This is a genomic window from Arthrobacter sp. 10L424, assembly GCF_056395325.1.
In genome coordinates this window covers 307420-329871 of record NZ_JBFTJH010000003.1, presented here as the reverse complement: position 1 = coordinate 329871, position 22452 = coordinate 307420, and the positions used below count along the sequence as shown (strand labels likewise).

General features: G+C 66.9%; 18 protein-coding genes. 6 read left to right on the top strand and 12 right to left on the bottom strand.

What is annotated here, in order from left to right; genetic code table 11:
* Window positions 1-105 precede the first annotated feature (105 nt).
* Both uvrB and coaE read right to left on the bottom strand, forming a co-directional pair.
* Window positions 106-2187 carry an excinuclease ABC subunit UvrB gene (uvrB, locus tag AC1DC5_RS07120; RefSeq protein WP_441404023.1) on the bottom strand — a complete coding sequence of 694 codons (2082 nt, stop codon included), beginning with the start codon at window positions 2185-2187 and terminating at the stop codon, window positions 106-108.
* A 40-nt stretch (window positions 2188-2227) separates the two neighbouring features.
* Entirely contained in the window at window positions 2228-3511 is a 1284-nt protein-coding gene (coaE, locus tag AC1DC5_RS07115; RefSeq protein WP_476864683.1) for a dephospho-CoA kinase, read from the bottom strand.
* A 22-nt stretch (window positions 3512-3533) separates the two neighbouring features.
* Between coaE and AC1DC5_RS07110 the strand changes: the two genes are divergently transcribed.
* Complete coding sequence (locus AC1DC5_RS07110; protein WP_476864682.1) at window positions 3534-4235, top strand: IMPACT family protein; 702 nt, start codon at window positions 3534-3536, stop codon at window positions 4233-4235.
* Window positions 4219-4743, top strand: coding sequence for a GNAT family N-acetyltransferase (locus AC1DC5_RS07105; protein ID WP_476864681.1), 525 nt, complete (start codon window positions 4219-4221; stop codon window positions 4741-4743). Before AC1DC5_RS07110 ends, AC1DC5_RS07105 begins: the two co-directional genes overlap by 17 nt.
* A gap of 610 nt (window positions 4744-5353) precedes the next feature.
* Here AC1DC5_RS07105 and rpsA read toward each other — a convergent pair.
* From rpsA to polA, 3 genes are all read right to left on the bottom strand, one after another.
* Complete coding sequence (gene rpsA / locus AC1DC5_RS07100) at window positions 5354-6829, bottom strand: 30S ribosomal protein S1 (RefSeq protein WP_224046436.1); 1476 nt, start codon at window positions 6827-6829, stop codon at window positions 5354-5356.
* 213 nt (window positions 6830-7042) lie between these two features.
* Window positions 7043-8335, bottom strand: a complete 1293-nt coding sequence (locus AC1DC5_RS07095) for a GNAT family N-acetyltransferase (protein ID WP_476864680.1) — start codon at window positions 8333-8335, stop codon at window positions 7043-7045.
* A gap of 82 nt (window positions 8336-8417) precedes the next feature.
* A complete protein-coding gene (gene polA, locus AC1DC5_RS07090; protein WP_476864679.1) occupies window positions 8418-11315 on the bottom strand; it encodes a DNA polymerase I in 2898 nt (965 codons plus the stop codon).
* Between polA and AC1DC5_RS07085 the strand changes: the two genes are divergently transcribed.
* Entirely contained in the window at window positions 11314-11778 is a 465-nt protein-coding gene (locus AC1DC5_RS07085; protein WP_441404016.1) for a hotdog fold thioesterase, read from the top strand. The two genes, polA and AC1DC5_RS07085, sit on opposite strands and share 2 nt — an antisense overlap.
* Window positions 11779-11828: 50 nt before the next feature.
* Here the strand turns inward: AC1DC5_RS07085 and AC1DC5_RS07080 are convergent, their stop codons facing one another.
* From AC1DC5_RS07080 to AC1DC5_RS07060, 5 genes are all read right to left on the bottom strand, one after another.
* Entirely contained in the window at window positions 11829-12380 is a 552-nt protein-coding gene (locus AC1DC5_RS07080) for a dihydrofolate reductase family protein (protein ID WP_441404015.1), read from the bottom strand.
* Window positions 12381-12454: 74 nt separating this feature from the next.
* The gene (locus AC1DC5_RS07075) at window positions 12455-12676 is read right to left on the bottom strand and encodes a hypothetical protein (RefSeq protein ID WP_441404014.1); all 222 of its coding nucleotides are present in this window, start codon (window positions 12674-12676) and stop codon (window positions 12455-12457) included.
* Entirely contained in the window at window positions 12676-13890 is a 1215-nt protein-coding gene (locus AC1DC5_RS07070; RefSeq protein WP_441404013.1) for an inorganic phosphate transporter, read from the bottom strand. The genes AC1DC5_RS07075 and AC1DC5_RS07070 overlap by 1 nt, the downstream gene beginning before the upstream one ends.
* A 180-nt stretch (window positions 13891-14070) precedes the next feature.
* On the bottom strand, window positions 14071-14754 hold the full coding sequence (locus tag AC1DC5_RS07065; RefSeq protein WP_441404012.1) for a hypothetical protein: 684 nt from the start codon (window positions 14752-14754) through the stop codon (window positions 14071-14073).
* Window positions 14755-14848: 94 nt separating this feature from the next.
* The gene (locus tag AC1DC5_RS07060; protein WP_441404011.1) at window positions 14849-15718 is read right to left on the bottom strand and encodes a universal stress protein; all 870 of its coding nucleotides are present in this window, start codon (window positions 15716-15718) and stop codon (window positions 14849-14851) included.
* 159 nt (window positions 15719-15877) lie between these two features.
* Between AC1DC5_RS07060 and AC1DC5_RS07055 the strand changes: the two genes are divergently transcribed.
* Complete coding sequence (locus tag AC1DC5_RS07055; protein ID WP_441404010.1) at window positions 15878-16600, top strand: hypothetical protein; 723 nt, start codon at window positions 15878-15880, stop codon at window positions 16598-16600.
* A gap of 217 nt (window positions 16601-16817) precedes the next feature.
* Here AC1DC5_RS07055 and AC1DC5_RS07050 read toward each other — a convergent pair whose 3' ends face one another.
* Entirely contained in the window at window positions 16818-17042 is a 225-nt protein-coding gene (locus AC1DC5_RS07050) for a hypothetical protein (RefSeq protein WP_476864678.1), read from the bottom strand.
* 127 nt (window positions 17043-17169) lie between these two features.
* On the opposite strand from AC1DC5_RS07050, the gene AC1DC5_RS07045 reads away from it, so the two are divergent.
* Window positions 17170-18999, top strand: coding sequence for a long-chain-fatty-acid--CoA ligase (locus tag AC1DC5_RS07045; protein WP_476864677.1), 1830 nt, complete (start codon window positions 17170-17172; stop codon window positions 18997-18999).
* Window positions 19000-19012: 13 nt separating this feature from the next.
* Here the strand turns inward: AC1DC5_RS07045 and AC1DC5_RS07040 are convergent, their stop codons facing one another.
* Window positions 19013-19837 carry a dienelactone hydrolase family protein gene (locus tag AC1DC5_RS07040; RefSeq protein WP_441404007.1) on the bottom strand — a complete coding sequence of 275 codons (825 nt, stop codon included), beginning with the start codon at window positions 19835-19837 and terminating at the stop codon, window positions 19013-19015.
* Between the two features lie 212 nt (window positions 19838-20049).
* Here AC1DC5_RS07040 and AC1DC5_RS07035 point away from each other — a divergent pair, with 212 nt between their 5' ends.
* Complete coding sequence (locus AC1DC5_RS07035; RefSeq protein WP_476864676.1) at window positions 20050-22401, top strand: FdhF/YdeP family oxidoreductase; 2352 nt, start codon at window positions 20050-20052, stop codon at window positions 22399-22401.
* Window positions 22402-22452: the final 51 nt, after the last annotated feature.

Genomic DNA, 22452 nt, shown 5'->3' with positions numbered 1-22452 from the left:
ACCTGGTACTGCCTGGCTGCCCGCTACGCCCGGCAGGGCATCTGTGCCGTGCGTGTTGACGATCGTAGCGCTTGGGATACTCCCCTACGTCCGCCCAACATTACCCTAGGCGTGCCCCGCGGACTGCATTTGACGCAGCTCCTTTTTGAGCTCGCCCACCTCGTCACGGAGCCGTGCGGCGAGTTCAAACTGCAGTTCACCGGCGGCGGCATGCATCTGTTCGGTGAGCTGTTCGATCAGGCCCACCAGGTCCTCGGCCGGCGCGGCCGCCAGGCCGTCCGCCCGGACCTTCGCCGCGCCCTTGCCCTTGCCGCGGGCCTTGCCGGCAGCGGCCAGCAGTTCGCGGGTGTCCGCGTCCTCCTTGTTGATCTGGTCCGTGATGTCGGCAATCTTCTTCCGCAGCGGCTGCGGGTCGATGCCCTTTTCCGTGTTGTAGGCGACCTGGATCGCACGGCGCCGGTTCGTTTCGTCGATCGCGTGCGCCATCGAGTCGGTGATTTTGTCCGCATACATGTGCACCTCGCCGGAGACATTGCGGGCGGCACGGCCGATGGTCTGGATCAGCGAGGTGGAAGAGCGCAGGAAGCCTTCCTTGTCGGCGTCCAGGATGCTCACGAGCGATACTTCGGGCAGGTCGAGGCCTTCACGGAGCAGGTTGATGCCGACCAGCACGTCGAAGACGCCCATCCGGAGTTCACGGAGCAGCTCGACGCGGCGGAGGGTATCGACGTCGGAGTGCAGGTATTCGACCTTCACCCCGTGCCCCAGCAGGTAATCGGTGAGGTCCTCGGCCATCCGCTTGGTCAGCGTGGTGACCAGGACACGCTCGTTCTTCCCGGTGCGGATCCGGATCTCGCCCAGCAGGTCATCGATCTGCCCCTTGGTGGGCTTCACAATCACCTCAGGGTCGATCAGGCCGGTGGGCCGGATGATCTGCTGGACAAAGCCGTCCGCCTTGCCGAGCTCGTACTTGCCGGGGGTCGCGGACAGGTACACGGCCTGGCCCACGCGGTCCTGGAACTCGTCCCACTTAAGCGGGCGGTTGTCCATCGCCGAGGGCAGCCGGAAGCCGTGGTCCACGAGGTTCCGCTTGCGGGACATGTCGCCCTCGTACATGGCGCCGATCTGCGGCACGGTGACGTGTGATTCGTCGATGACCAGCAGGAAGTCGTCGGGGAAGTAGTCGATGAGGCAGTGCGGGGCGGTTCCGCGGGCGCGTCCGTCGATGTGTGAGGAGTAGTTTTCGATGCCGTTGCAGAACCCCATCTGCTGCATCATTTCCAGGTCGTAGGTGGTGCGCATCCGCAGCCGCTGCGCCTCCACCAGCTTGTTCTGGCTCTCCAGGACCTGGAGCCGCTCGGCGAGCTCGTCCTCGATCCTCTTGATGGCCCGGCCCATACGCTCCGGACCGGCCACATAGTGGGAAGCCGGGAAGACGTACATCTCGGTTTCGTCCCGGATCACCTCGCCGGTCAGCGGGTGCAGCGTGTAGATGTTCTCGATCTCGTCGCCGAAGAACTCGACCCGGATCGCCAGCTCCTCGTACATCGGGATGATTTCGACCGTGTCCCCGCGGACCCGGAACGTGCCGCGGTGGAAATCCATGTCGTTGCGGGCGTACTGCATGGAAACGAACTTCCGGAGCAGGTCGTCGCGGTTCATCTCCGCCCCCTTGCGGAGCGTCACCATGCCGGCGATGTACTCTTCCGGGGTGCCGAGCCCGTAGATGCAGGACACCGTGGCCACAACGATCACGTCGCGGCGGGTCAGGAGCGCGTTCGTGGCCGAGTGCCGGAGCCGCTCGACTTCCTCGTTGACGGAGGAGTCCTTCTCGATGAAGGTGTCCGTCTGCGCGACGTAAGCCTCGGGCTGGTAGTAGTCGTAGTAGGAGACGAAGTACTCCACGGCGTTGTTCGGGAGCAGTTCGCGGAATTCGTTGGCCAGCTGCGCCGCGAGGGTCTTGTTCTGCACCATCACCAGCGTGGGCCGCTGCACCTGCTCGATCAGCCACGCTGTCGTCGCGCTTTTGCCGGTACCCGTGGCACCAAGCAGCACCACGTCCTTTTCGCCGTTCTTGATGCGTTCGGTCAGTTCGGCGATCGCTGCCGGCTGGTCACCCGCCGGCTTGAACTCGCTGATGACCTCGAAGGGCGCCACGACACGGTTGATCTGCTGCGCAAGACTCATGTACCTAATCTACCGCCGGGCTGCGACAGGATGTCCTGATTCAGCTTTGGGCGGTACCGGAGCCGGTACGGTCCGCGCCGGGCTGCGTCTCCGGCCGGGTCCCGGGCTCGGGGGCGGCGTACGACGGCGGCCGCCACCCCGTGCGCCGGGCCCACGTGTCCATCCGCGGCGCGGCGTAGTCCGTGAACCAGCCTTCCTTGTCGGCGGCGTAGCCTGCAGTGGATTTGTCCACGCCGTGCATCTTGGCGACGCGGCGCTTCTCGGCCAGGTAGACGGCCCGGGCGGCCGCGTCGTCGCGAAGCCAGTCCCGGAAGCAGAGCGCAAACCGCCAGCCCGGGGACCCGACGGCGCGGACGTGGAGGTTGACGGCCCGCCCGGGGTCCGCGTTGCCGTGCATCCGCTTCCACCAGTCAGCCGGGTCCGGGTGCGAGGGCTTGGGGTTGTCGGTGAAGACCCCCGGCCAGCTGGGGAAACCGGCTTCGGCCAGCAGCGGGGCAATCCGCTCCGCTGCAGCCGCGTCCTCCACGCCGAGCTGGAGGTCGAGCACGTCCTTCGCGGCGAGTCCGGGGACGGCAGTGGACCCCACATGGTCGAGGGCCAGGACATCCTCGCCGGCGGCCGCCCGCAGGCGCGCGATGAGCCGGCCGGCCTGCGCCGGCCAGTCCTGGTTGGCGGGTGCCAGCACGGGCCCGCCCGCGCGCGGTGCGAGGCGGTGCCTGGACAGGTTCTCCGCAAACGGTCCCAGCCGGAACTTCCAGAGCCGGTCGACCGCGTCCCGGAGTTCGTCCTTGAAACCCGAGTTGTCCAGGACCACGTCGGCCGCTGCCAGCCGGACGTCACGCGGGGCCTGGGCCGCCATCCGGGCTCTGGCCTCGTCAATGGTCATGTGCCGGTGCTGCACCATGCGCTGCACACGGACGTCGTCCGGGGCGTCGACCACCAGCACCAGATGGAAACTCGCGCCCTGGCCGGTCTCCACCAGCAGCGGGATGTCCTGGACCACCACCGCGCCTTTCGGGGCGCCGGCGGCCAGCGCGGCAGCACGCTCCCGGACGAGGGGGTGGATGATGCCGTTGAGTACCGCGAGCCGTTCGGGGTTGCCGAAGACGAGGGCGCCAAGCTTCGGCCGGTCCAGGCTGCCGTCGGGAGTCAGGATGGCCCGGCTGAAGGCCCCGACCACCCGCGCGAGTCCCGGTGTTCCGGGTTCCACCACCTCGCGGGCCAGGGCATCGGCGTCGATCACCACCGCGCCGAGTTCGCGCAGGCGCGAGGCCGCCACTGACTTCCCTGAGGCGATGCCGCCCGTCAACCCGATTTTCAGCACCCCACCAGACTAAACTGATCCGGTGCCTGAAGACGTGGTTTCCCCGGAGAGCAGGGCCACCGTTTACACCACCCTGGCCGCGGGTCCGGAGTTCCGCCACGAGATCGAGGTGAAACGCTCGCGCTTCATCACTGTGCTGCACCGCACCGGGGATGAGGAGAGCGCCCGGTCGGTCCTCGCCGGGCTGCGCAAGGAATTCCACGATGCCCGGCACCACTGCTCCGCGTTCGTGCTCAGTCCGGACCGCGACGTCCAGCGGTCCAACGACGACGGCGAGCCGTCCGGCACCGCAGGCATCCCGATGCTCGACGCGTTGCTGAAGCGCGAGACTGCGCCCGGCGTGGCGGACCTCAGCGACGTGACCGCCGTCGTCGTCCGCTACTTCGGCGGAGTCCTGCTGGGCGCCGGCGGACTGGTCCGGGCCTACTCCGAATCTGTGACCGCGGCCCTGGATCGGGCGCCGCTGGCGCAACGGCGCCGGCTGCGGATCTGCACAGTGACGGTCCCCCATGCGACGGCGGGCCGGCTGGAAAATGACCTGCGCGCCGCGGGCTACGTCATGGCCGAAACCAGCTACGAGGCGCAGACTACTGTTCTGAGGCTTGCCCTGCCGGACGACCCGGCGGGACTGGCCCTGGCTGGTGACCGGCTCGCCGCGCTGTCAGCCGGCACCGCCGCATTGCTGCCTGGAGAAACGGAGTGGATCGATGTCCCCCTCAGCTGAGCCCTCCCCCGCCCCGGTCCGGCTCGTCGACGTCTCCGGAGCGGTCCTTGAGCAGCTCCTGACCGTCGCGATCCAGGACGCCGACGCCGACGAGGTAACGCCTCCGCTGGGCAGCGCCGCCGGCTGGAATTCGGAACGAATCAGCTGGTTCCGCGAATACCACCACGCCGCCGCGGGACTCGACGGGCCGGCGCAGCAGAAAAGCTGGGCGATCAGCTGCGACGGGAAACTGGCCGGCTCCATCCGGCTCAAGCGGACCGGCGAAGGCACGCTGGAAACCGGAATCTGGCTGGGCCGGAGCTTCCGGGGCAAGGGAATCGCCCGGGAGGCCCTTAGCCTCGTGATCGACCGGGCCGCAGCGTCCGGTGCCGCGGTGCTCGAAGCCGACACAACGGCAGGAAACACGGCGGCCCTGGTCCTGCTGCGCTCCGCCGGCGCCAGGCTCGACGAGGGCCAAGCCGCCGGTGATGCCGCGGTTCCGGTCAAGGCTAGGATCCCGCTGCGCTGAGGGCTGCCCGGGACCGGCGGGGCATGTCCCCCTGCCCGGGCCCAGGAATGGACATTGTGCCCCTATGTCCGGCGACCGCGCCCAGGAATGGGCATGTCCCGTCGTGCAGGTACCCACCAGTGGGCATGTCCCCTGCCGCCCCGGTTCAGGTGGGCCGGGAAGACCCTGGGAAGACAGGGCATGCGCCACGTCCGGGCCCAGGAGTGGACAGGATGCCACTATCTCCAGTGGCCGACCCCAGGAATGAGCATGTCCCGTGGCGCGGGTACACACCTCTGGACATGTCCCGTGGTGCGGGTGCCCACCAGTGGGCATGTCCTCCTCCTCGGTTCAGGTGGCCCGGGAAGATCCCGGGAAAACAGGGCATGCACTCCGCCCGGGCCCGGGACTGGACATTGTGCCGCTATGTCCGGTGGTCGCGGCCAGGAATGGGCATGTCCCGTGGGGCGGGTACCCACCAATGGGCATGTCCCCCTGGAATAGACACCCGCCGGACATGTCCTTCAACGAAAAGTGGCCGCCCCCCTGGGGGACGGCCACTTTCACGGTGTTACTTCAAGCTGGCAACTGCCAAGCCCCGGGGAGCCTACTCCCCGGGGACGTTGGGCAATTAGTTGCCGGTCAGCTTCTCGCGCAGAGCGGCAAGAGCCTCGTCCGAAGCAAGCGTGCCTGCACCGGTCTCGGTTGCGGCCGGCTCGGAGGAGTAGCTGGTGGTGCCGGAGTCGCTCTCGCCGGACGTTGCAGCTGCAGCGTCGTCGGCAGCGTGCTGGGCAACCTGCTTCTTGTGGGCTTCCCAGCGGGTCTGGGCGTCAGCGTACTGCTGCTCCCAGGCGGCGCGCTGCGTCTCGTAGCCTTCAAGCCACTCGTTGGACTCCGGGTCGAAGCCCTCCGGGTACTTGTAGTTGCCCTCTTCGTCGTACTCTGCGGCCATGCCGTAGAGAGCCGGATCGAATTCGGTGGACTCGGCGTCGACGCCCTCGTTGGCCTGCTTGAGGGACAGCGAGATGCGGCGGCGTTCGAGGTCGATGTCGATGACCTTGACGAACAGCTCGTCACCAACGGAGACAACCTGCTCGGCCAGCTCAACGTGGCGCACGGCGAGCTCGGAGATGTGGACCAGGCCTTCGATGCCGTCTTCAACGCGAACGAACGCGCCGAACGGAACCAGCTTGGTGACCTTACCCGGAACAACCTGCCCGAGGGCGTGGGTGCGGGCGAAGGTCTGCCACGGATCTTCCTGCGTAGCCTTGAGCGACAGGGAAACACGCTCGCGGTCCAGGTCGACCTCGAGCACCTCGACGGTGACTTCCTGGCCAACTTCGACAACCTCGGACGGGTGGTCGATGTGCTTCCAGGACAGCTCGGAAACGTGAACCAGGCCGTCTACGCCGCCCAGGTCCACGAAGGCACCGAAGTTGACGATGGAGGAAACGACGCCGGGACGGACCTGGCCCTTTTCCAGCTTGTTGAGGAACGTGGAGCGGACCTCGGACTGGGTCTGCTCGAGCCATGCACGGCGGGACAGAACAACGTTGTTGCGGTTCTTGTCCAGCTCGATGATCTTGGCTTCGATCTGCTGACCGATGTACGGAGCCAGGTCGCGCACACGGCGCATCTCGACGAGGGATGCGGGCAGGAAGCCGCGCAGACCGATGTCGAGGATAAGACCACCCTTGACAACCTCGATGACGGTACCGGTAACGACACCGTCTTCTTCCTTGACCTTCTCGATGTCGCCCCAGGCACGCTCGTACTGAGCACGCTTCTTGGAGAGGATCAGGCGGCCTTCTTTGTCTTCCTTGGTGAGCACCAGGGCTTCGACGAGATCGCCAACGGAGACGACGTCTCCGGGATCAACATCGTGCTTGATGGACAGCTCGCGGGAGGGAATGACACCTTCGGTCTTGTAACCGATGTCGAGCAGAACTTCGTCGCGGTCGACCTTGACGACGGTACCTTCGACGAGGTCTCCGTCGTTGAAGTACTTGATGGTGGCGTCGACTGCTGCGAGGAAGTCCTCAGCGGTACCGATGTCGTTAATCGCGACTACGGGGGTACCGGGCTTCTCGGTGGAGGTGATGGTCATGTAGTAGGGGCTCCGTTGTGGATAGTTAGTCGGTCAGGCAAACCGCTGCGCCCGCGTCGGCGACACGGGCAAAGAACACGGCAAAACGCCGGGTCATCCTGATTTTGTGGATTGTAGATGCGCGCACGTAGTGCACGCCCGTTTAGTCTAGTCGCTTTGGTGAACGGGGGTCAAAGCGCAACGGGACGATGCAACAGGCCGGCGGGGACCCGGCTAGAAGTGCGTGAGGCAGTGCGATGCGCGTTCGACGGCGAACATGAGGCGCGCTGTCAGCGCTGCCCCGGGGGCGTGCTCGGTGATGCGCCCGGCGGCGGTTAAGGTCACCGGGCAGACGGCGCCGAGGTAGATGGAACCGAGGTCCGCCACATCCAGCGTCAGCTCCGGCGTAGCCTCCGGGGCCGGGGTCACGACCGCTTCTCCCCCGACAATGTCCAGGGCGAAGGTCCCGGCGGCGAACCCGAGACTGTCGGTGACCGCGAGGACCAGGGATCCGTCGGCCGAGTAGCGCCGGGCGCCCAGTGCTTTCGGCACGTCCAGAACGCGCAGCCAGAGCATGTCCCGGGCGTCCGAGGCGTCCACGCAGCGCGGATCCGTGAGGGCCCACCGTAGCGGGTCGTCAACGGGGGCTTCGTCCCATGTCACGCGCTCGACGAGGTCGATGGCCCCCAGGTATTGCCACAGTTCGAGGTAGGCGGCCCGGGTTGCCGCCACCAGGTCAACGACCTCCATGGTGTACGGGGTGCTGGACCAACCGCCGAACTTGTAGGAGACATAACCGTCCACGTCGCCGTCAGGGCCGTAGTGCAGCGCGACCTTGACCTTGGGGTCTTCACCGTCCTCGCGGCTGATGGAGCCTGAGGCGAACTGCCGATAGAAGTCGTGCCGGCCGATGGACCCCGGCGTCTGGCGGTGCAGGCGCTCGAAGATCACAGGGGCCAGCTCCAGGAGCACCTTGGGATCAGCTACCTCGACGCTGCCTACCGGGGTGTGGTTCACAACGAAACGGGCGCTGGTGTCAACCTTGATCGACTGTTCCGACGTCGCGACGCCGAAACCGAACCGGCCGTAGATCGAGGCTTCCGAGGCCGTGAGGGCGGCCATCGCCAGGCCTTCCTGCTGAGCCAAACCCAGTTCATCGGCCATCATGCGGCGCAACAGCCCGCGGCGGCGGTGCGAGGTCCGCACGGTGACGGCTGTCACGAGGCGGGTGTCCACGAACCGTCCGAAACCGACGTTGAGTGTCTTGGTCATGGTGCCGAAGGTCGCCACCGGAACGTCGGTACCGAGTGCGTGGTCGGCGACGGGGCCGGTCTGGTAGGCGCCGGTCATCACGCGCCCGTCCGCGCGCTGCATCTCAAGGCCCCGGTCGACGCGTTCATCGCTGCGCCGGGCATCGTGGAAGCCGAAGGCCACCGCCCGCATCCAGGCCACCGACTGCGCGTAGCCCGGCTCCTCCTTGGCCGCCGGTGTGAAACGCCTGAATTCGTAGTGCTGTGCCACGTGCATATCCCCCTGGAAATTCCTGCAACTTTGAAAGAACTGAAAAGTGGAACCGGGCCAGGCTCTCCGGGCCTGCCGGGTGGCGGGCTTAGTGCCCGGCCTCGTACCAGCTGGAGCCGATGCCGATCTGGACGTCGAGCGGCACGGTCAGCTTCGCTGCTGCGCCCATCTGCTCCGTTACAAGCTTCTCTACAGTCTCACGCTCTCCGTGCGCCACTTCGAGGACCAGTTCATCATGGACCTGCAGCAGCATGCGCGATTTCAGGCCCTGCTCGTCCAGCGCGCCGGAAACACCCAGCATGGCGCGCTTGATGATGTCCGCGGCGGAGCCCTGGATGGGCGAGTTCAGTGCGATGCGCTCCGCGTTCTCGCGCAACTGGCGGTCGGTGCTGGTGAGGTCCGGCAGGTAGCGCCGGCGCCCTTCGATGGTGGCGGTGTAACCGTCGATCCTGGCCTGGTCCACCACGCCGCGGAGGTAGTCGCGGACGGCGCCGAAGCGGTCGAAGTAGTCCTTCATCAGGGTCCGCGCCTCATCGACGGAGATCTCGAGCTGCTTGGACAGGCCGAACGAGGTCAGGCCGTAGGCAAGGCCATAGGACATGGCTTTGACCTTGGAGCGCATCGCACTGGTGACCTCGTCGGTGGGCACATGGAAGATGTTGGACCCCACGAACCGGTGCAGGTCCTCGCCGTCCCTGTAGGCCTGGATCAGCCCCGGATCGCCGGAAAGATGCGCCATGATGCGCATCTCGATCTGCGAGTAGTCCGCGGACAGCAGGCAGTCATAGCCTTCGCTGACCACAAAGATGCCGCGGACGCGCCGGCCTTCCTCGCTGCGGATGGGGATGTTCTGCAGGTTCGGGTTATTGGAGGAGATCCGGCCCGTGGCTGCGACGTTCTGCGCGTACGTGGTGTGGATCCGGCCGTCGTCGGTGACCGACTTTTTGAGCGATTCCAGCATCTGCCGCAGCTTCGAGGACTCGCGGTGCGCCATGAGCTGGACCAGGAATTCGTGGCCGGTCTTCTCCAGCAGGTTCTTCAGCGACGCGGCGTCGGTGGTGTAGCCGGATTTGATTTTCTTGGTCTTCGGCAGCCCCAGCTCCTCGAAGAGCACGGTCTGCAGCTGCTTGGGTGACCCGAGGTTCACCTCGTGGCCGATCGCCGCGAAGGCGAGCTCCTGGGCGTTGTCGATCACCTTGGCGAGATCCGCCAGCTGCTCGTCCATGCGCGCCATGTCGATAGCGATTCCCGCGAGTTCCATGTCGGCGAGGACGCGGCTGACCGGCAGTTCAAGTGTCGTCAGCAGGTCCTGGGCTTTGCGTTCGGCCAGTTCCGTCTCGAAGTACCGGCTGAGGGCCTTGACGACGGCGCCCACGTGGACCAGCGCGCCGGCAGCGGCGGCGTCGTCCTCGCCGTCGAACGCCAACTCAAGCTGGCCGGCCTTGGCGGCTTCCGTCGAGACGCTGATGTTGAGGTGGTGCTGGGCCAGTTCGGCGAGCTCATAGCTGCGGCGGTCGGGCTGGATGAGGTATCCGGAGATCGAGGTGTCGTCCACCACGCCTTCCAGGCCAAGGCCCCGGCTGGAGAGCGCTTTGAGGGCAGCCTTGTAACCATGCATGACTTTGGCCGCGGCGGGGTCTTTGAGCCAACCTGCCAGGACGTTTTCGGCGGCGGCGTCCTGGCTGGCGAGGTCGATGTAGGCGGCCCCGTTGTCATGGACGATGGCGAGGGCGGCGGCATCCTCACCAATCCGGCCGGGCACGACGTCGACGGCGACAGCCGCAAGCTTGCCGGCCCCTGATTCGAAGAACGCGCCCAGTTCGGAAGCGTCCGAGGGGATCACGTAGTCCGGGGTGTCGAGGCTTTCGCGTTCCGCTTCAGGAACCTCACTGCCGTAAAGGGCAAAGAGGCGCGTGCGGATGGTCTTGAATTCGAGGGTGTCGAACAGCTCCTCGAGGGCGGCCTGGTCAGGCCGCGGCTCCGCGAGCTCGTCCAGGGTCACCGGGAGGTCGAGGTCCGTGTGGAGCCGGTTCAGCCGGCGGTTGCGCTTGACCTCGTCCACGTTTTCGCGGAGGGAGTCGCCCACCTTTCCGCCGATCGCGTCAAGGTTCTCCAGGACACCCTCCAGCCCGCCGTACAGGTTGATCCACTTGGCGGCCGTTTTGGGGCCGACGCCGGGAACACCGGGGAGGTTGTCCGCGGACTCCCCCACCAGGGCGGCGAGGTCCGAGTACTGGGCGGGGCTGACGAAGTATTTTTCCTGGATGGCCGTCGCATCCATCCGGGGAATGTCGCTGACGCCCTTCCTGGGGTACAGCACAAAGACGTTGTCCGTGATCAGCTGGAAGGCGTCCCGGTCGCCGGAGACGAGCAGCACCTCGAAGCCTGCTTTTTCGCCCATAGCGGCGAGGGTGGCCAGGATGTCATCGGCCTCATAGCCGGGCATCTTTATGGTTTTGATGCCCCAGGCGCCCATGACTTTGTCGATGAGATCAATCTGGCCGCTCATCTCGCGGGGGGTTTCGTTGCGTCCGCCCTTGTAGTCGCTGTACTCGGCCTTGCGGTGGGTGGTGTCGTCCGAGACGTCAAAGGCCACGGCGACGTGCGTGGGCTTCTGCTCCTTGATCAGGTTGATGAGCATGGACGTGAAGCCGTGGATCGCGTTGGTGTGCTGCCCCGTGGCGGTGGAGAACTTGTCCGCGGGCAGGGCGAAGAACGCCCGGAATGCCATGGAGTGCCCGTCCAGGACGAGGAGGCGGGGCTGGTCCGTGATCGGAATTACGGGCGCCTCAGTGGCGGATACAGGCTCGGCGGCCCGGCTGGACTTCCGGGCGGGCTTGGCCGCAGCCACGGCTGTGGTCTCAGTTGCCGGGAGTAGGCCTACGGCGGTGTCTGCTGAAAGGGGGGCCGCAGAATTGAGGGCAGCAGCATCGAGGGCAGGGGCCGGTTTGGTAGTTTCGCTCACAGGTGCCAGCCTAGTTCCCATGACGGACAATTTCACGCCGGGCCCTTACGCGGCCGAGCTCGCGGCTGCCGGGGTTCCCGAGGAAATGCATGAATGGCTGGGTCAATACGGCGTGGGCGCCCTGGTGGTGAAGATGGGGATCCATTTCCTGGAGATGAGTCCCGAGCGGACAGTTGGCACCATGCCGGTGGAAGGCAACACCCAGGTGGCCGGGATCCTGCACGGCGGCGCCCACGTGGTCCTGGCCGAGACCCTGGGTTCCTTCGCCGCCGGAATGCACGCCGGGCCGCGGCGGCAGGCCCTGGGGATCGACGTCAGCGCCACGCATCACCGGGCCATCACCTCGGGCACTGTGACCGGGACGTGCACGGCAATCCACCTCGGCCGGACCCTCACCACGCACGAGATCGTTATGACGGACGAGCTGGGCCGCCGGCTGTCCACAGCGCGCATCACCAATCTGATCCGCGACATCGGCGCTTAGGCAGGACACACAGGCCCGACCCACCCGCAGGCGCCGGAGCGCCCAAGGCACTAGGCCGGGCTGCCCCCGAGGCGGTAGCGCAGCTCCACGATGCCCCGGCCCATGGCGTGCGAGGAGAGCAACTCCAGCGGCGGCGTCGGGCCCGACATCGGCAGTACCGCCTTGCCGCTGCCCAGCACCACCGGAATGATCGAGATAATGATCTCGTCGAGCGCTCCGGCGTCGGCGAACTGGGCAGCAAGGACCCCGCCGCCGACGATCCAGACGTTCTTGTCTCCCGCGTCGGCCTTGAGGTCTTCGACGAATTCGGCCACCGGCCCGCGGACGAATGTCACGTCCGCGCCTTTGGGGGCTGAGTGCTCGTGGTGGGTAAACACCCAGCACGGCGTGGCGGGATACGGCCAGTTGTCCGGTTCGTGTTTCTGCAGCCACGCATAGGTGTCGCCGCCCATGACGATGCAGCCGACCTCCGCCATGAAGCCGTCGTAGCTTTCCTTGCCACCGGCGAAACCGTCGAACTGGAGCAACCAGTCCAGATTGTCGTCGCCGGTGGCGATGAATCCGTCCAGCGAGGACGCCACAAAATACTGAAAACCAGGCATGGCCCCAGCCTAGCCACTTCCTGCCGGGGTGCCCATCCTGCGGAAAACCGCAGCGCAGGCAGACGCCGTTCCGGCTATTTGCTGAAGTAGGGAATGATCAGGTAGAGCCCGAACAGCACGGCCAGGGCGCACAGGCCGAAGCACACGTATGCGAGCGGCCGCACCCAGGTCGGCTTCCTTTCGCTCACGTCACCGGCGATGGCAGTGAGACGGACCCCGAGGGAGTACAGGACCACGACGGTCACCGCCGCGACGAGCGTTGCGCCCGCCACCTGGATAAGTTCCAGCCACTTCATTACAGTCCGCCCTTCGGCTCGTCCTTGGCCCTGCTGACAGACACGGCTTTCTTCTTTTTGCGGAACCGCACAGCCTGGCCGGCTTCCTCGACCGCGACAGCGTTGTGGTGCCCCACCTGGGATTTCTTGGAGCGGAAGAACATGTAGAGCACCGCACCCGTGCCGGCCACCGCGGCGATAACGACGCCGACGACGCCGGTCAGGACCAGCATTGCCGTGAGCGCCCCCACGATGCCGGCGGCGGGAAGGGTGAAGAGCCAGCCGAGCGCGATCCTTCCGGCGGTTCCCCAGCGGACGGTGGCGCCGCGGCGTCCCATGCCCGAACCGATGACCGAGCCGGAGGCCACCTGGGTGGTGGAAAGGGCGAACCCCAGGTGTGAGGAGGCGAGGATGGCCGAGGCCGTGCTGCTTTCTGCTGAGAAGCCCTGGGCGGGCTTGACTTCGGTGAGGCCGGATCCCATGGTGCGGATGATCCGCCAGCCACCGGAGTAGGTGCCGATCGCGATGGCGAAGGCACAGGAGGTGATGACCCAGAGCTGCGGACCGGTGCCGGGCTCTTGGGTGCCCGCGGAAATCAGCACCAGCGTGATGATGCCCATGGTCTTCTGAGCATCGTTGGTGCCGTGAGCGAGGGCCACGAGGCTGGATGTGAAGATCTGGCCGGTGCGGAAGCCGCCGCGCTTTTGCGTGAGCTTGCTGCCAGACTCCGGGTCGTGGCGGGAGGTCAGTGCGTAGGCCAGCTTCGTGCACAGGTACGCCACGGCGCCGGCGATGATCGGCGCGAAAATCGCGGGGAGGATCACCTTCTGCATCAGGCTCTCGAAGTTGATCGAGTGGATACCGATGCCGGCGATGGCAGCGCCGATCAGGCCCCCGAAGAGCGCGTGCGAGGAACTCGACGGGAGGCCCTTGAGCCAGGTGATCATGTTCCAGAGGATGGCGCCCATCAGTCCGGCGAAGATGATATCCGGGGTGATCTGGACCCCGTCCGATCCTTCTTTGATGATGCCGCCGGACACAGTCTTTGCCACTTCCGTGGACAGGAAAGCCCCCACCAGGTTCAGCACCGCCGCGAGGGCGACGGCCGTTTTGGGTTTGATGGCACCGGTTGCGATGGGCGTGGCCATCGCGTTGGCGGTGTCATGGAATCCGTTGGTGAAGTCAAAAAAAAGCGCCAGGACTATTACCAGCGCCACCATGATGGTGATTTCCACCTGTTGCCCAATCTGCAGAGTCGACGGTCAGAGGTTTCATTCCCCGCTGCCGGCATAGTTCATCCGGGATCTACCGGGAGGAAGTGCGGCGTTCAGCAAAGTTGCCTGACCCGTTAAAGCGTACGGGGCATTGGCATCAGGGCAAAACAAGCGCCGGAGAAGGCCGTGAGCAGCCCTTCGTCAGCCGTGGTGCAGATCGGGCGTCTTCCCAGCGTCGATCATGCTGGCGATCTTCTCCTCCAGCGCGGCCAGGGTGGCGTCCGGCAGCACAATCAGTCCGTCCAGTTCGCGCCGCGCGCGCTTGTACGCCGTTTGCCGTTCCGCCGGGGTGGCGGCGGCATCCGAAGCGATCCGCAGCAGCTTCCGGGCCGTGGCGAGGCGCTCCCGTTCCGGTCCGGTGAAGTTGCTGTCCTTGATCCGCCTGGCTTCCCGCTCGGCGACGTCGAACGCCAGTTCGTAGCTGGTGACGGCCTCGCGGTACTCCGCCAGCCGCGCCGCCGTCGTGATGTCCCCGGGGGCTTCCGGCCGCAGGCCGTCGGCCAGCCGCTTCGCCCGGAGGAAACCCACGGTCAGGGGTTCACGGACATCGGTCATGACCGGAAAGTCGATGAGTTTTCCCACGTCAAGCTCGTAGTCGAGCCACCGCCGGTTGACGGCGTCGTGGCTGTCCATGAGCTGCCTGACTTGGGCCTGGCTGGCCTGCTCCACCTTCGCGGCCTGGTTGCGGAGCTTGTAGAGCTCCACCCTGCGGCGATGCCGGCGTTCGCTGGCCCTGGACCAGGAGCGCGCCCAGCCGCCGAACAGCCCGCTCAACGGGAAGATGAGCCACCAGAAGTGGCCGACGAAATCGAAGAAGGGCTCCACTGCATCATCCTCCCACCCGCCCCGGACAGGCTCAAGAGCCGGTCAGCGGGAGAACCCCCTCGAGTGAGGAGGCTCGCCCGGTGACCGCCGGCCGTCAGTCCTCGTGCTTTACCTTGTGCACCCGCGTGACCAGGGTCGGGCACGGCACGTTGAGCAGGACGGCGTGGGCCGTGGAGCCGAGCACCATCCGCGAGAAGCCACCGCGTCCCCGGCTGCCGATCACCAGGAGCCGGGCCTCTTTGGCGGCGCCGATCAGTGCCTTGGCGGGTTCGGTGTCGGTCTCCAGCTGTTGGTGGACCACGAGGTCCGGGTACTTGTCGCCCAGCCCGGCGACGGATTCCGCCAGGACAATCCGGTCCTCCTCGAGGATCGATTCGGCCAGGCCGCTCTTCGGCAACTGGTTTTCAACCCAGCGCGCCGGCCTGCGGAAGGCGAGGACCACGGCTAACTGGTCGCCTCCCTTGTCCGCTTCCGCGGCGGCGAACTCGACCGCCTGCAGCGACTCCTCGGAGCCGTCCACACCCACCACGACGCCGGCGGCCCCGGCTCCGCGCGTCAACGGGACTACGGCCGCGGGGGTTACCGAGGCGGAGACGATCTGCAGGGCACGATCCGTCAGCGGACCGCCGTCCATCCAGTGCTTGTCATGTTCGCCGACGACCACCATGGACGCTTCTTTGGACACCTCCCGGAGGACGGAGCCGCCGCTGCCGTGACGAAGTTGGATGTCCACCTTCACGCCTGGTGCCTGATCGCCGGCACTGGCTTGAGCCTTCTGGAGCAGGTCCATGCCCGCTTGCCTGATGATCTCGTGGTACTGGAAATCCGGAGAAATCCAGCGGTCGTCCACTGCGTGGATGATGGTGACCGGAAGCTTGTCCCGGGCTGCCCGCTCCAGGGCCCAGGTCAGCGCGGCTTCGCTTCCGGCTGATCCGTTGATACCGACGACGATTGGCTTGTTCATTCTGAATCCTGCTCTTTTCCTGGCGCGGACAATTCTGCATCGCATGATGGGGACGGCAGGACCGCAGGCCGCCGTCGCTTCAGTGTGTGCCGGACACTGACCCCGGGTTAGGGCCATAAGCCCCTCACTCCCCCTGGGTGCCGCGCGTACCGTCGACCCATGGAGCAGGGCCCGTTGACTGAGCGGAGGCCAGCCCACGCAGGAGGACTGTTCCTCCTGGCCGGAGCACTCAGCGGCCTCCTCGCCGCCGCCCTCGGCGTGGCCGGGGGCCTGCTGGAAGGGGCGCTGACCGGGCCATGGCCGGACGCCGCGGACCCCGGCTACGCGGACTATCTGGTGGCGAACCGCGCCCCGATCCTTGCCCAGAGCCTGCTCTTCGTCTTCAGTTCCGCAGCGCTGCTCTGGTTCCTCGGCTACGTCCGGGCCAGGCTGGTCCGCGCCGAGCCGGCGCCGGGCACGTTGTCTGGCATCGCCTTCGCCGCGGGGGTATTGGCGGTGGGGCTGAACATCCTGGGCCAGGCCGCCCAGATCACCCTGACGCTGCCCTCCCAGACGCGGATCCCTCCGAACGTCGCCGCCGCAGTGGCAGATCTGTGCCTCGTGACACTGAACCTCGCCAACCTGCCCGCTGGCGTGATGTTCCTTGCCATCGCGCTGCTGTCCTTGCGGCTGCTGGCCTTTCCCCGCTGGCTGGGCTGGATTGCCGCGGTGGCGGCCGCGGCCGCCTTCCTGTCCACGCTGTCGCTGGTCCCGGCGGACGGCCCGCTGTCCCCGACCGGCGTCGCGACTACCGCGCTGCGGCTGGTGCCGCTTTTCTGGTACGTCCCGGCCGCCGTCGTTATGCTGCGGCGGCCGGGCCGATTGCCGCGGACGGCCGGTTAGAGTCCGGTGGGCCCAGTCTCGAACTCCGGTTCCCGCGGGGGTCCTTAATGGCCCACCGGGGCGCAGCGCGGCCGCAGGCATCCGCTTCGATCACCTCGCCCCGGTGGGAGGCGAGGCCCACCAGCATCACCCCATCCGCGGCATGCCGTTCGCGCAGCGGCTGCCTCACGTTGACGAGTCCGTCTTGGGCCATGTCCGTGTGGTGGTCCCAGATGTTTCAGGACCGGCTGTCGCCGCGGACCATGATCCGGTATTTATGCTCGGCGTTCTGCACCGCACCAAAGGCCGCCTCGTCATGGTCACCGGGACCGGACACCCGGTTCCTGACCTCGGTCAGGAGGGCGATAACGCCAGCTTCACAGGACTGTGGCACCAGCCGGGTGCTCCAGCCGTACTGGTGCAAATCCTCGTCGTGGGGCAGGAAGCACTCCCACGCGCGCATGGCCGCGGGCACCGGCACCAGGCCCCGCCGTGGCCGCCGCGCGGGCCATGCCCCGGCACCGGTAAGATTTTCCGGCAGGCTCTTTGGCTCGCGCACACCCGGCGAATTCCAGCGGCAAGGACTGATCATGAAGAAGAAATCCCCGCGGACAGCCGCCAAGGGCACGGCTTCCAAGGGCACGGCTTCCAACGGCACCGCTGCCAAGGGCGCGGCGGCGGACAACACCGGCCAGGCCCCGGTGCCCTGGAGTGACCGGCCGTGGACCGGCTCCTACGGGCCAGGCGTGCCGGCGCACCTCGTGCTCCCCGAGGGTTCGCTCGTGGACCTCATGGACGCGTCCGTCCGCCGCTACGGGTCGAAGCCCGCCCTGGAGTTCTTCGGCGCCCGCACCAGCTACCGCGAGCTCGGTACCCTGATCAGCCGCGCGGCCGCCGGCCTGAAGAAACTGGGAGTCAAGGCCGGCGACAGGGTCGCCCTCGTCATGCCGAACTGCCCGCAGCACATCATTGCCTTCCATGCCGTGCTGCGCCTCGGCGCCGTCGTCGTCGAGCACAATCCCCTCTACACGGAACGGGAACTCCGCCACCAGTTCGAAGACCACGGGGCCGGCGTCGCGATCGTCTGGGACAAGGCGGTGGAGCGGGTCCGGCAGCTGCCGGCCGACGTCGGGCTCGGCACTGTCGTCTCAGTGGAACTGATCCCCGCGATGCCGCTGCTGCAGCGGCTGGCCCTGCGGCTGCCGGTCCCCGCGGCCCGTAAGGCCCGCGCTGCCCTCTCCGCCGGCAAAGAAGAGCGGCGTGCCCGGCCGGCTCCCGCCATGCGGCCCGTGCTGCTGTGGCGCGGGCTCCTCGACGCCGGGGAACTCAAGAAGAAGCATCCGCGCCCGTCGGCCGGGGACCTCGCCGTCCTGCAGTACACGTCAGGCACCACCGGCCCACCCAAGGCCGCCATGCTTACCCACGCCAATCTGCAGGCCAACGCCGCGCAGGGCCGGGCCTGGGTGCCCGGGCTCAAGGACGGCCGGGAAACCGTGTACGCGGTGCTGCCGATGTTCCACGCCTACGGCCTAACCCTCTGCATGACGTTCGCGTTGAGCATCGGCGCGAAGCTGGTCCTGTTCCCCAAATTCGACGTCGACCTCGTGCTGAAGGCACTCAAGAAGTCGCCCGCGACCTTCCTGCCGGCCGTTCCGCCGATCTACGACCGGATCGCCGCCGCCGCGGCGGAACGCGGGATCGGGCTGGAGAGCATCCGCTTCTCGATCTCCGGGGCCATGAACCTGCCGGCGGCGACAGTGGAGACCTGGGAGAAGGCCACCGGCGGCTTCCTGATCGAGGGCTACGGGCTGACCGAAACCTCCCCGATCGCGATCGGCAACCCGTTCGGCCCCAGCCGCAAGCCGGGCACCGTCGGAGTTCCGTTCCCGCTGACCGACATCCGGGTGGTGGATCCGAGGAACACCGCCCTGGACCGCGCCCCGGGCGAGGAAGGGGAACTCCTGATCCGGGGCCCGCAGGTGTTCGCCGGCTACTGGAACCGGCCGGAGGAAACAGAAGATGCCCTGCTCGACGGCGGCTGGTTCCGGACCGGTGACATCGTCTCGGTGGATGACGACTACTTCATCACGATCCGGGACCGGATCAAGGAATTGATCATCACGGGAGGCTTCAACGTCTCGCCCAGTGAGGTGGAGGACGTCATCGCTACCTTCCCGGGCGTTTCGGAGGTCTCCGTGATCGGGTTGCCGCGCCCGGGCGGCGGCGAGGACGTCGTCGCCGCCGTCGTGCCGATCCCGGGCACCACCATCGACCCGGACGCGCTCCTGGCCTTCGCCCGGAAACATCTGACCGCCTACAAGGTGCCGCGCCGGGTGGTGGTGCTCGATTCCCTGCCCCGGTCGCTGATCGGCAAGGTCCTCCGCCGCGAGATCCGGGACACGCTGGTGGCAGGGCGCTGAACCGCTTCCTGCGTCACTGCCCGTCTGTTGCAGCCCGTGGCGCCGTCCCGGGCAGCAGCCGCTCGCCGATGAACTCGATGGTCCGGTCCAGGGCTTCCCTCGTCGGGTGCCCGGGGGTGTCCACCAGGTCCACCGTCAGCACGCAGTGCGCTGACCGGGCGATGCCGAACCGGTTGCCCGGCGACGAGTCGATTTCGATGCTTTCGAAACTCTCGCCGAACTCCCGCCGCATCGTCTCGAAGCGCGCCGCCGGGCATGCCCGGTCGTCGCTGAACCGCAGGCCGAGCAGTCCCAGTCCCTGGCTGGTCCGCGCCTTCACCCGTGCCAGTTCGCCGTCGTCGAGCCCGACGGCGGCGCGGCGCCGGGCGGTCAGGCCCGCCGGCAGCCCGGGCTGGCTCATGACCGGCGCCAGGACAGCGGGTTCCAGGGCCATGGCGAGGGCAAAGCTCCCGGTCATGCACATGCCGATCGCCCCGACGCCGGGTCCGCCGCATTCCTGATGCGCCTGGGCGGCGAGGGCACGGAGCCATCCCGTCGCCGGGCTGGTCCGGTTCGCCAGCACGGCGAATTCGCGGGAAATGCAGACTTTGGCGATGGACGTCGCGATTCCTGCGCCCGCGGCACCTCCCGGCCGGCCGAACAGCGACGGAAGGTACACGGTGTACCCCCGGCCGATGAGGCGGCGGGCGAGGTCCACCACTCCGGGATGGATCCCCGGGACCTCATGGATCAGGACCACTGCCGGGCCCGCTCCAGCCCGGAAGACCTGGTGGCTGATGCCGCCGTGGCTGAAGGTTGACTCGGTAAACCCCTCCAACGTGTCCCGCTGCTCCGGCATGAACGGTCCTTTCGGTTCCGGGCGGCAGTTTTCGGCTTCCCCGGCCGCCCTGGGTACCGCACATGCTACGGAACGGCAGTGCCGGCGTCGACGGCAGATCCCTTGCGGCACTCCATGCCAGCTGATAGGCCTGTAATGGGCCAAAAGGTAGGGTGCCTTGTAGAAGAGAAGCGCCGGCCTGAACAGGCGGTGGTTGCAGAAGGGAAGTTCACGTGACCCGCAAGAATCCCAAGGTCGAGGAATACGACGAGAAGGACCTGGAGGTCGGAGGCGGTCCAAAGGACTGGGCCGCCGGCATCCCGGGGGTGCTGCACTCCATGACGCCCGCGATCGAGCACATGGGCCTGAACCGGACGCGCAAGACCGTTCTGGCGATGAACCAGAAGAAGGGATTCGACTGCCCCAGCTGCGCGTGGCCGGACCCGGGCCACCGAAAGACCTTCGAGTTTTGTGAAAACGGCGCCAAGGCCGTCACGTGGGAGGCGACGCCGGTGGTCATCGCCCCGGAATTCTGGGCGGAACACTCCGTGACCGAGCTGCGGAGCCGCTCCGAGTACTGGCTGGGCATGCAGGGCCGGCTCACGGAACCGGTGCACAAGCCCGCCGGAGAGGACCACTACAAGCCGGTCACCTGGCCCGAGGCGATCCGGATCATCGCGGACAAGCTCAAGAGCCTGGACTCACCTGACGAGGCCGCCTTCTACACCAGCGGCCGCACGTCCAATGAGGCTGCCTTCCTCTACCAGCTGATGGTCCGCGGCTACGGCACCAACAACCTGCCGGACTGCTCCAACATGTGCCACGAATCCTCGGGCTGGGCGATGGGACAGACCATCGGCATCGGCAAGGCCACGGTCAGCTTCGATGACTACGCCAAGGCCGACCTGATCATTGTGATGGGCCAGAACCCGGGCACCAACCACCCGCGCATGCTGACCGAACTCGAGGCGTGCAAGGAAAATGGCGGCGAGATCGTCGCCGTCAATCCCCTCCCCGAGGCCGGCCTGCGCCGGTACAAGAACCCGCAGAAGGTCAGTGGCATCGTCGGCCGCGGCACGGAAATCGCGGACCAGTTCCTGCACATCCGCATCGGCGGGGACATGGCGCTGCTGCAGGCGCTCTCCAAGCGGGTGTTCGACGCCGAGGCCCGCAACCCGGGCACCGTCCTGGACCACGCGTTCCTCGCCGAGCACTGCGAGGGGCTCGAGGAGCTCCGGGAGCACCTCAGCCTGCTGGACGACGCGGCGGTCCTGGAAGCTACCGGCCTGCGAAGCGAGGAGATCGATGAACTCGCCGCCCGCTACCTGAAGGCCGAGAAGGTTATCATCACCTGGGCCATGGGCATCACGCAGCAGAAAAAGGGCGTGGCCACCATCAAGGAGATCATCAACCTGCTCCTGCTGCGCGGCAACATCGGCAAGCCCGGCGCCGGCGCGTCCCCCATCCGGGGCCACAGCAACGTCCAGGGCGACAGGACCATGGGCATCTGGGAGCAGATGCCGCAGTCCTTTATGGACTCCCTCGGCGAGGAGTTCGATTTCGAGCCTCCCCGCGAACACGGCGTGGACGCCGTGGAAACCATCAACAAAATGGCCGACGGCGGCATCCGGGCCTTCGTGGCGCTCGGCGGCAACTTCGTCGGCGCCATCTCGGACACGAACGCCACCGAAGCGGCCATGCAGAACACCGAACTGTCGGTGCAGATCTCCACGAAACTCAACCGGTCCCACACGGTGACCGGGGCGGAAGCCCTGATCCTGCCCACGATGGGACGGAGCGAGATCGATATCCAGGAGTCGGGGCAGCAGTTCGTCTCGGTGGAAGACACCGTCTGCGCCGTGCACCCCTCCTGGGGCAGTGTTGAACCCGTCTCGCACCATCTGCTGTCCGAGCCGGCCATTGTCAGCCGGCTCGGCAAGGCGCTGGTCGGGGACAAGGTCAAGGCCGATTGGGACGGTTACGAGAAGAACTACGACCTGATCCGGGACCACATCTCGCGGGTCGTCGGCGGCTGCGAGAACTACAACGAGCGTATCCGGCACGAGGGCGGCTTCATCCTGGCGAACGGGCCGCGGGATTCGCGTACCTTCCCCACCCCGACGGGCAAGGCCGTGCTGACCGTCAACGACCTGGAGCATGTGGATCGGCCGGAAGGCACGCTGATCCTGCAAAGCATGCGCTCCCACGACCAGTTCAACACCACCATCTACGGCCACAACGACCGCTACCGCGGCATCAAGAAGGGCCGCCACGTGGTGTTCGTCAACCCGGACGACATCGCCGAACTGGGGCTGGCCGACGGGATGTTCGTGGACATCCGGGGCGAATACAAGGACGGCGTGGAGCGGATGGTCCGCAAGTTCCGCGTGGTTTCCTACCCCACCGCCCGGGGCTGCGCGGCCGCCTACTACCCGGAAGCCAACGTCCTGGTGCCCCTGAACCACACGGCCGAGGGCAGCAACACGCCGGTGTCTAAGGCAGTGATTGTGAGGCTCGAACCCAGCGAGGACCAGGTCCCGGACGGCTCGACTGCGATGGCATCCGGCGCGGCCCAGAAGCAGTAGGCCGCCTCCACGGGACATGCCCAGTCCGGGTCGCGGCCACTGGACACAACG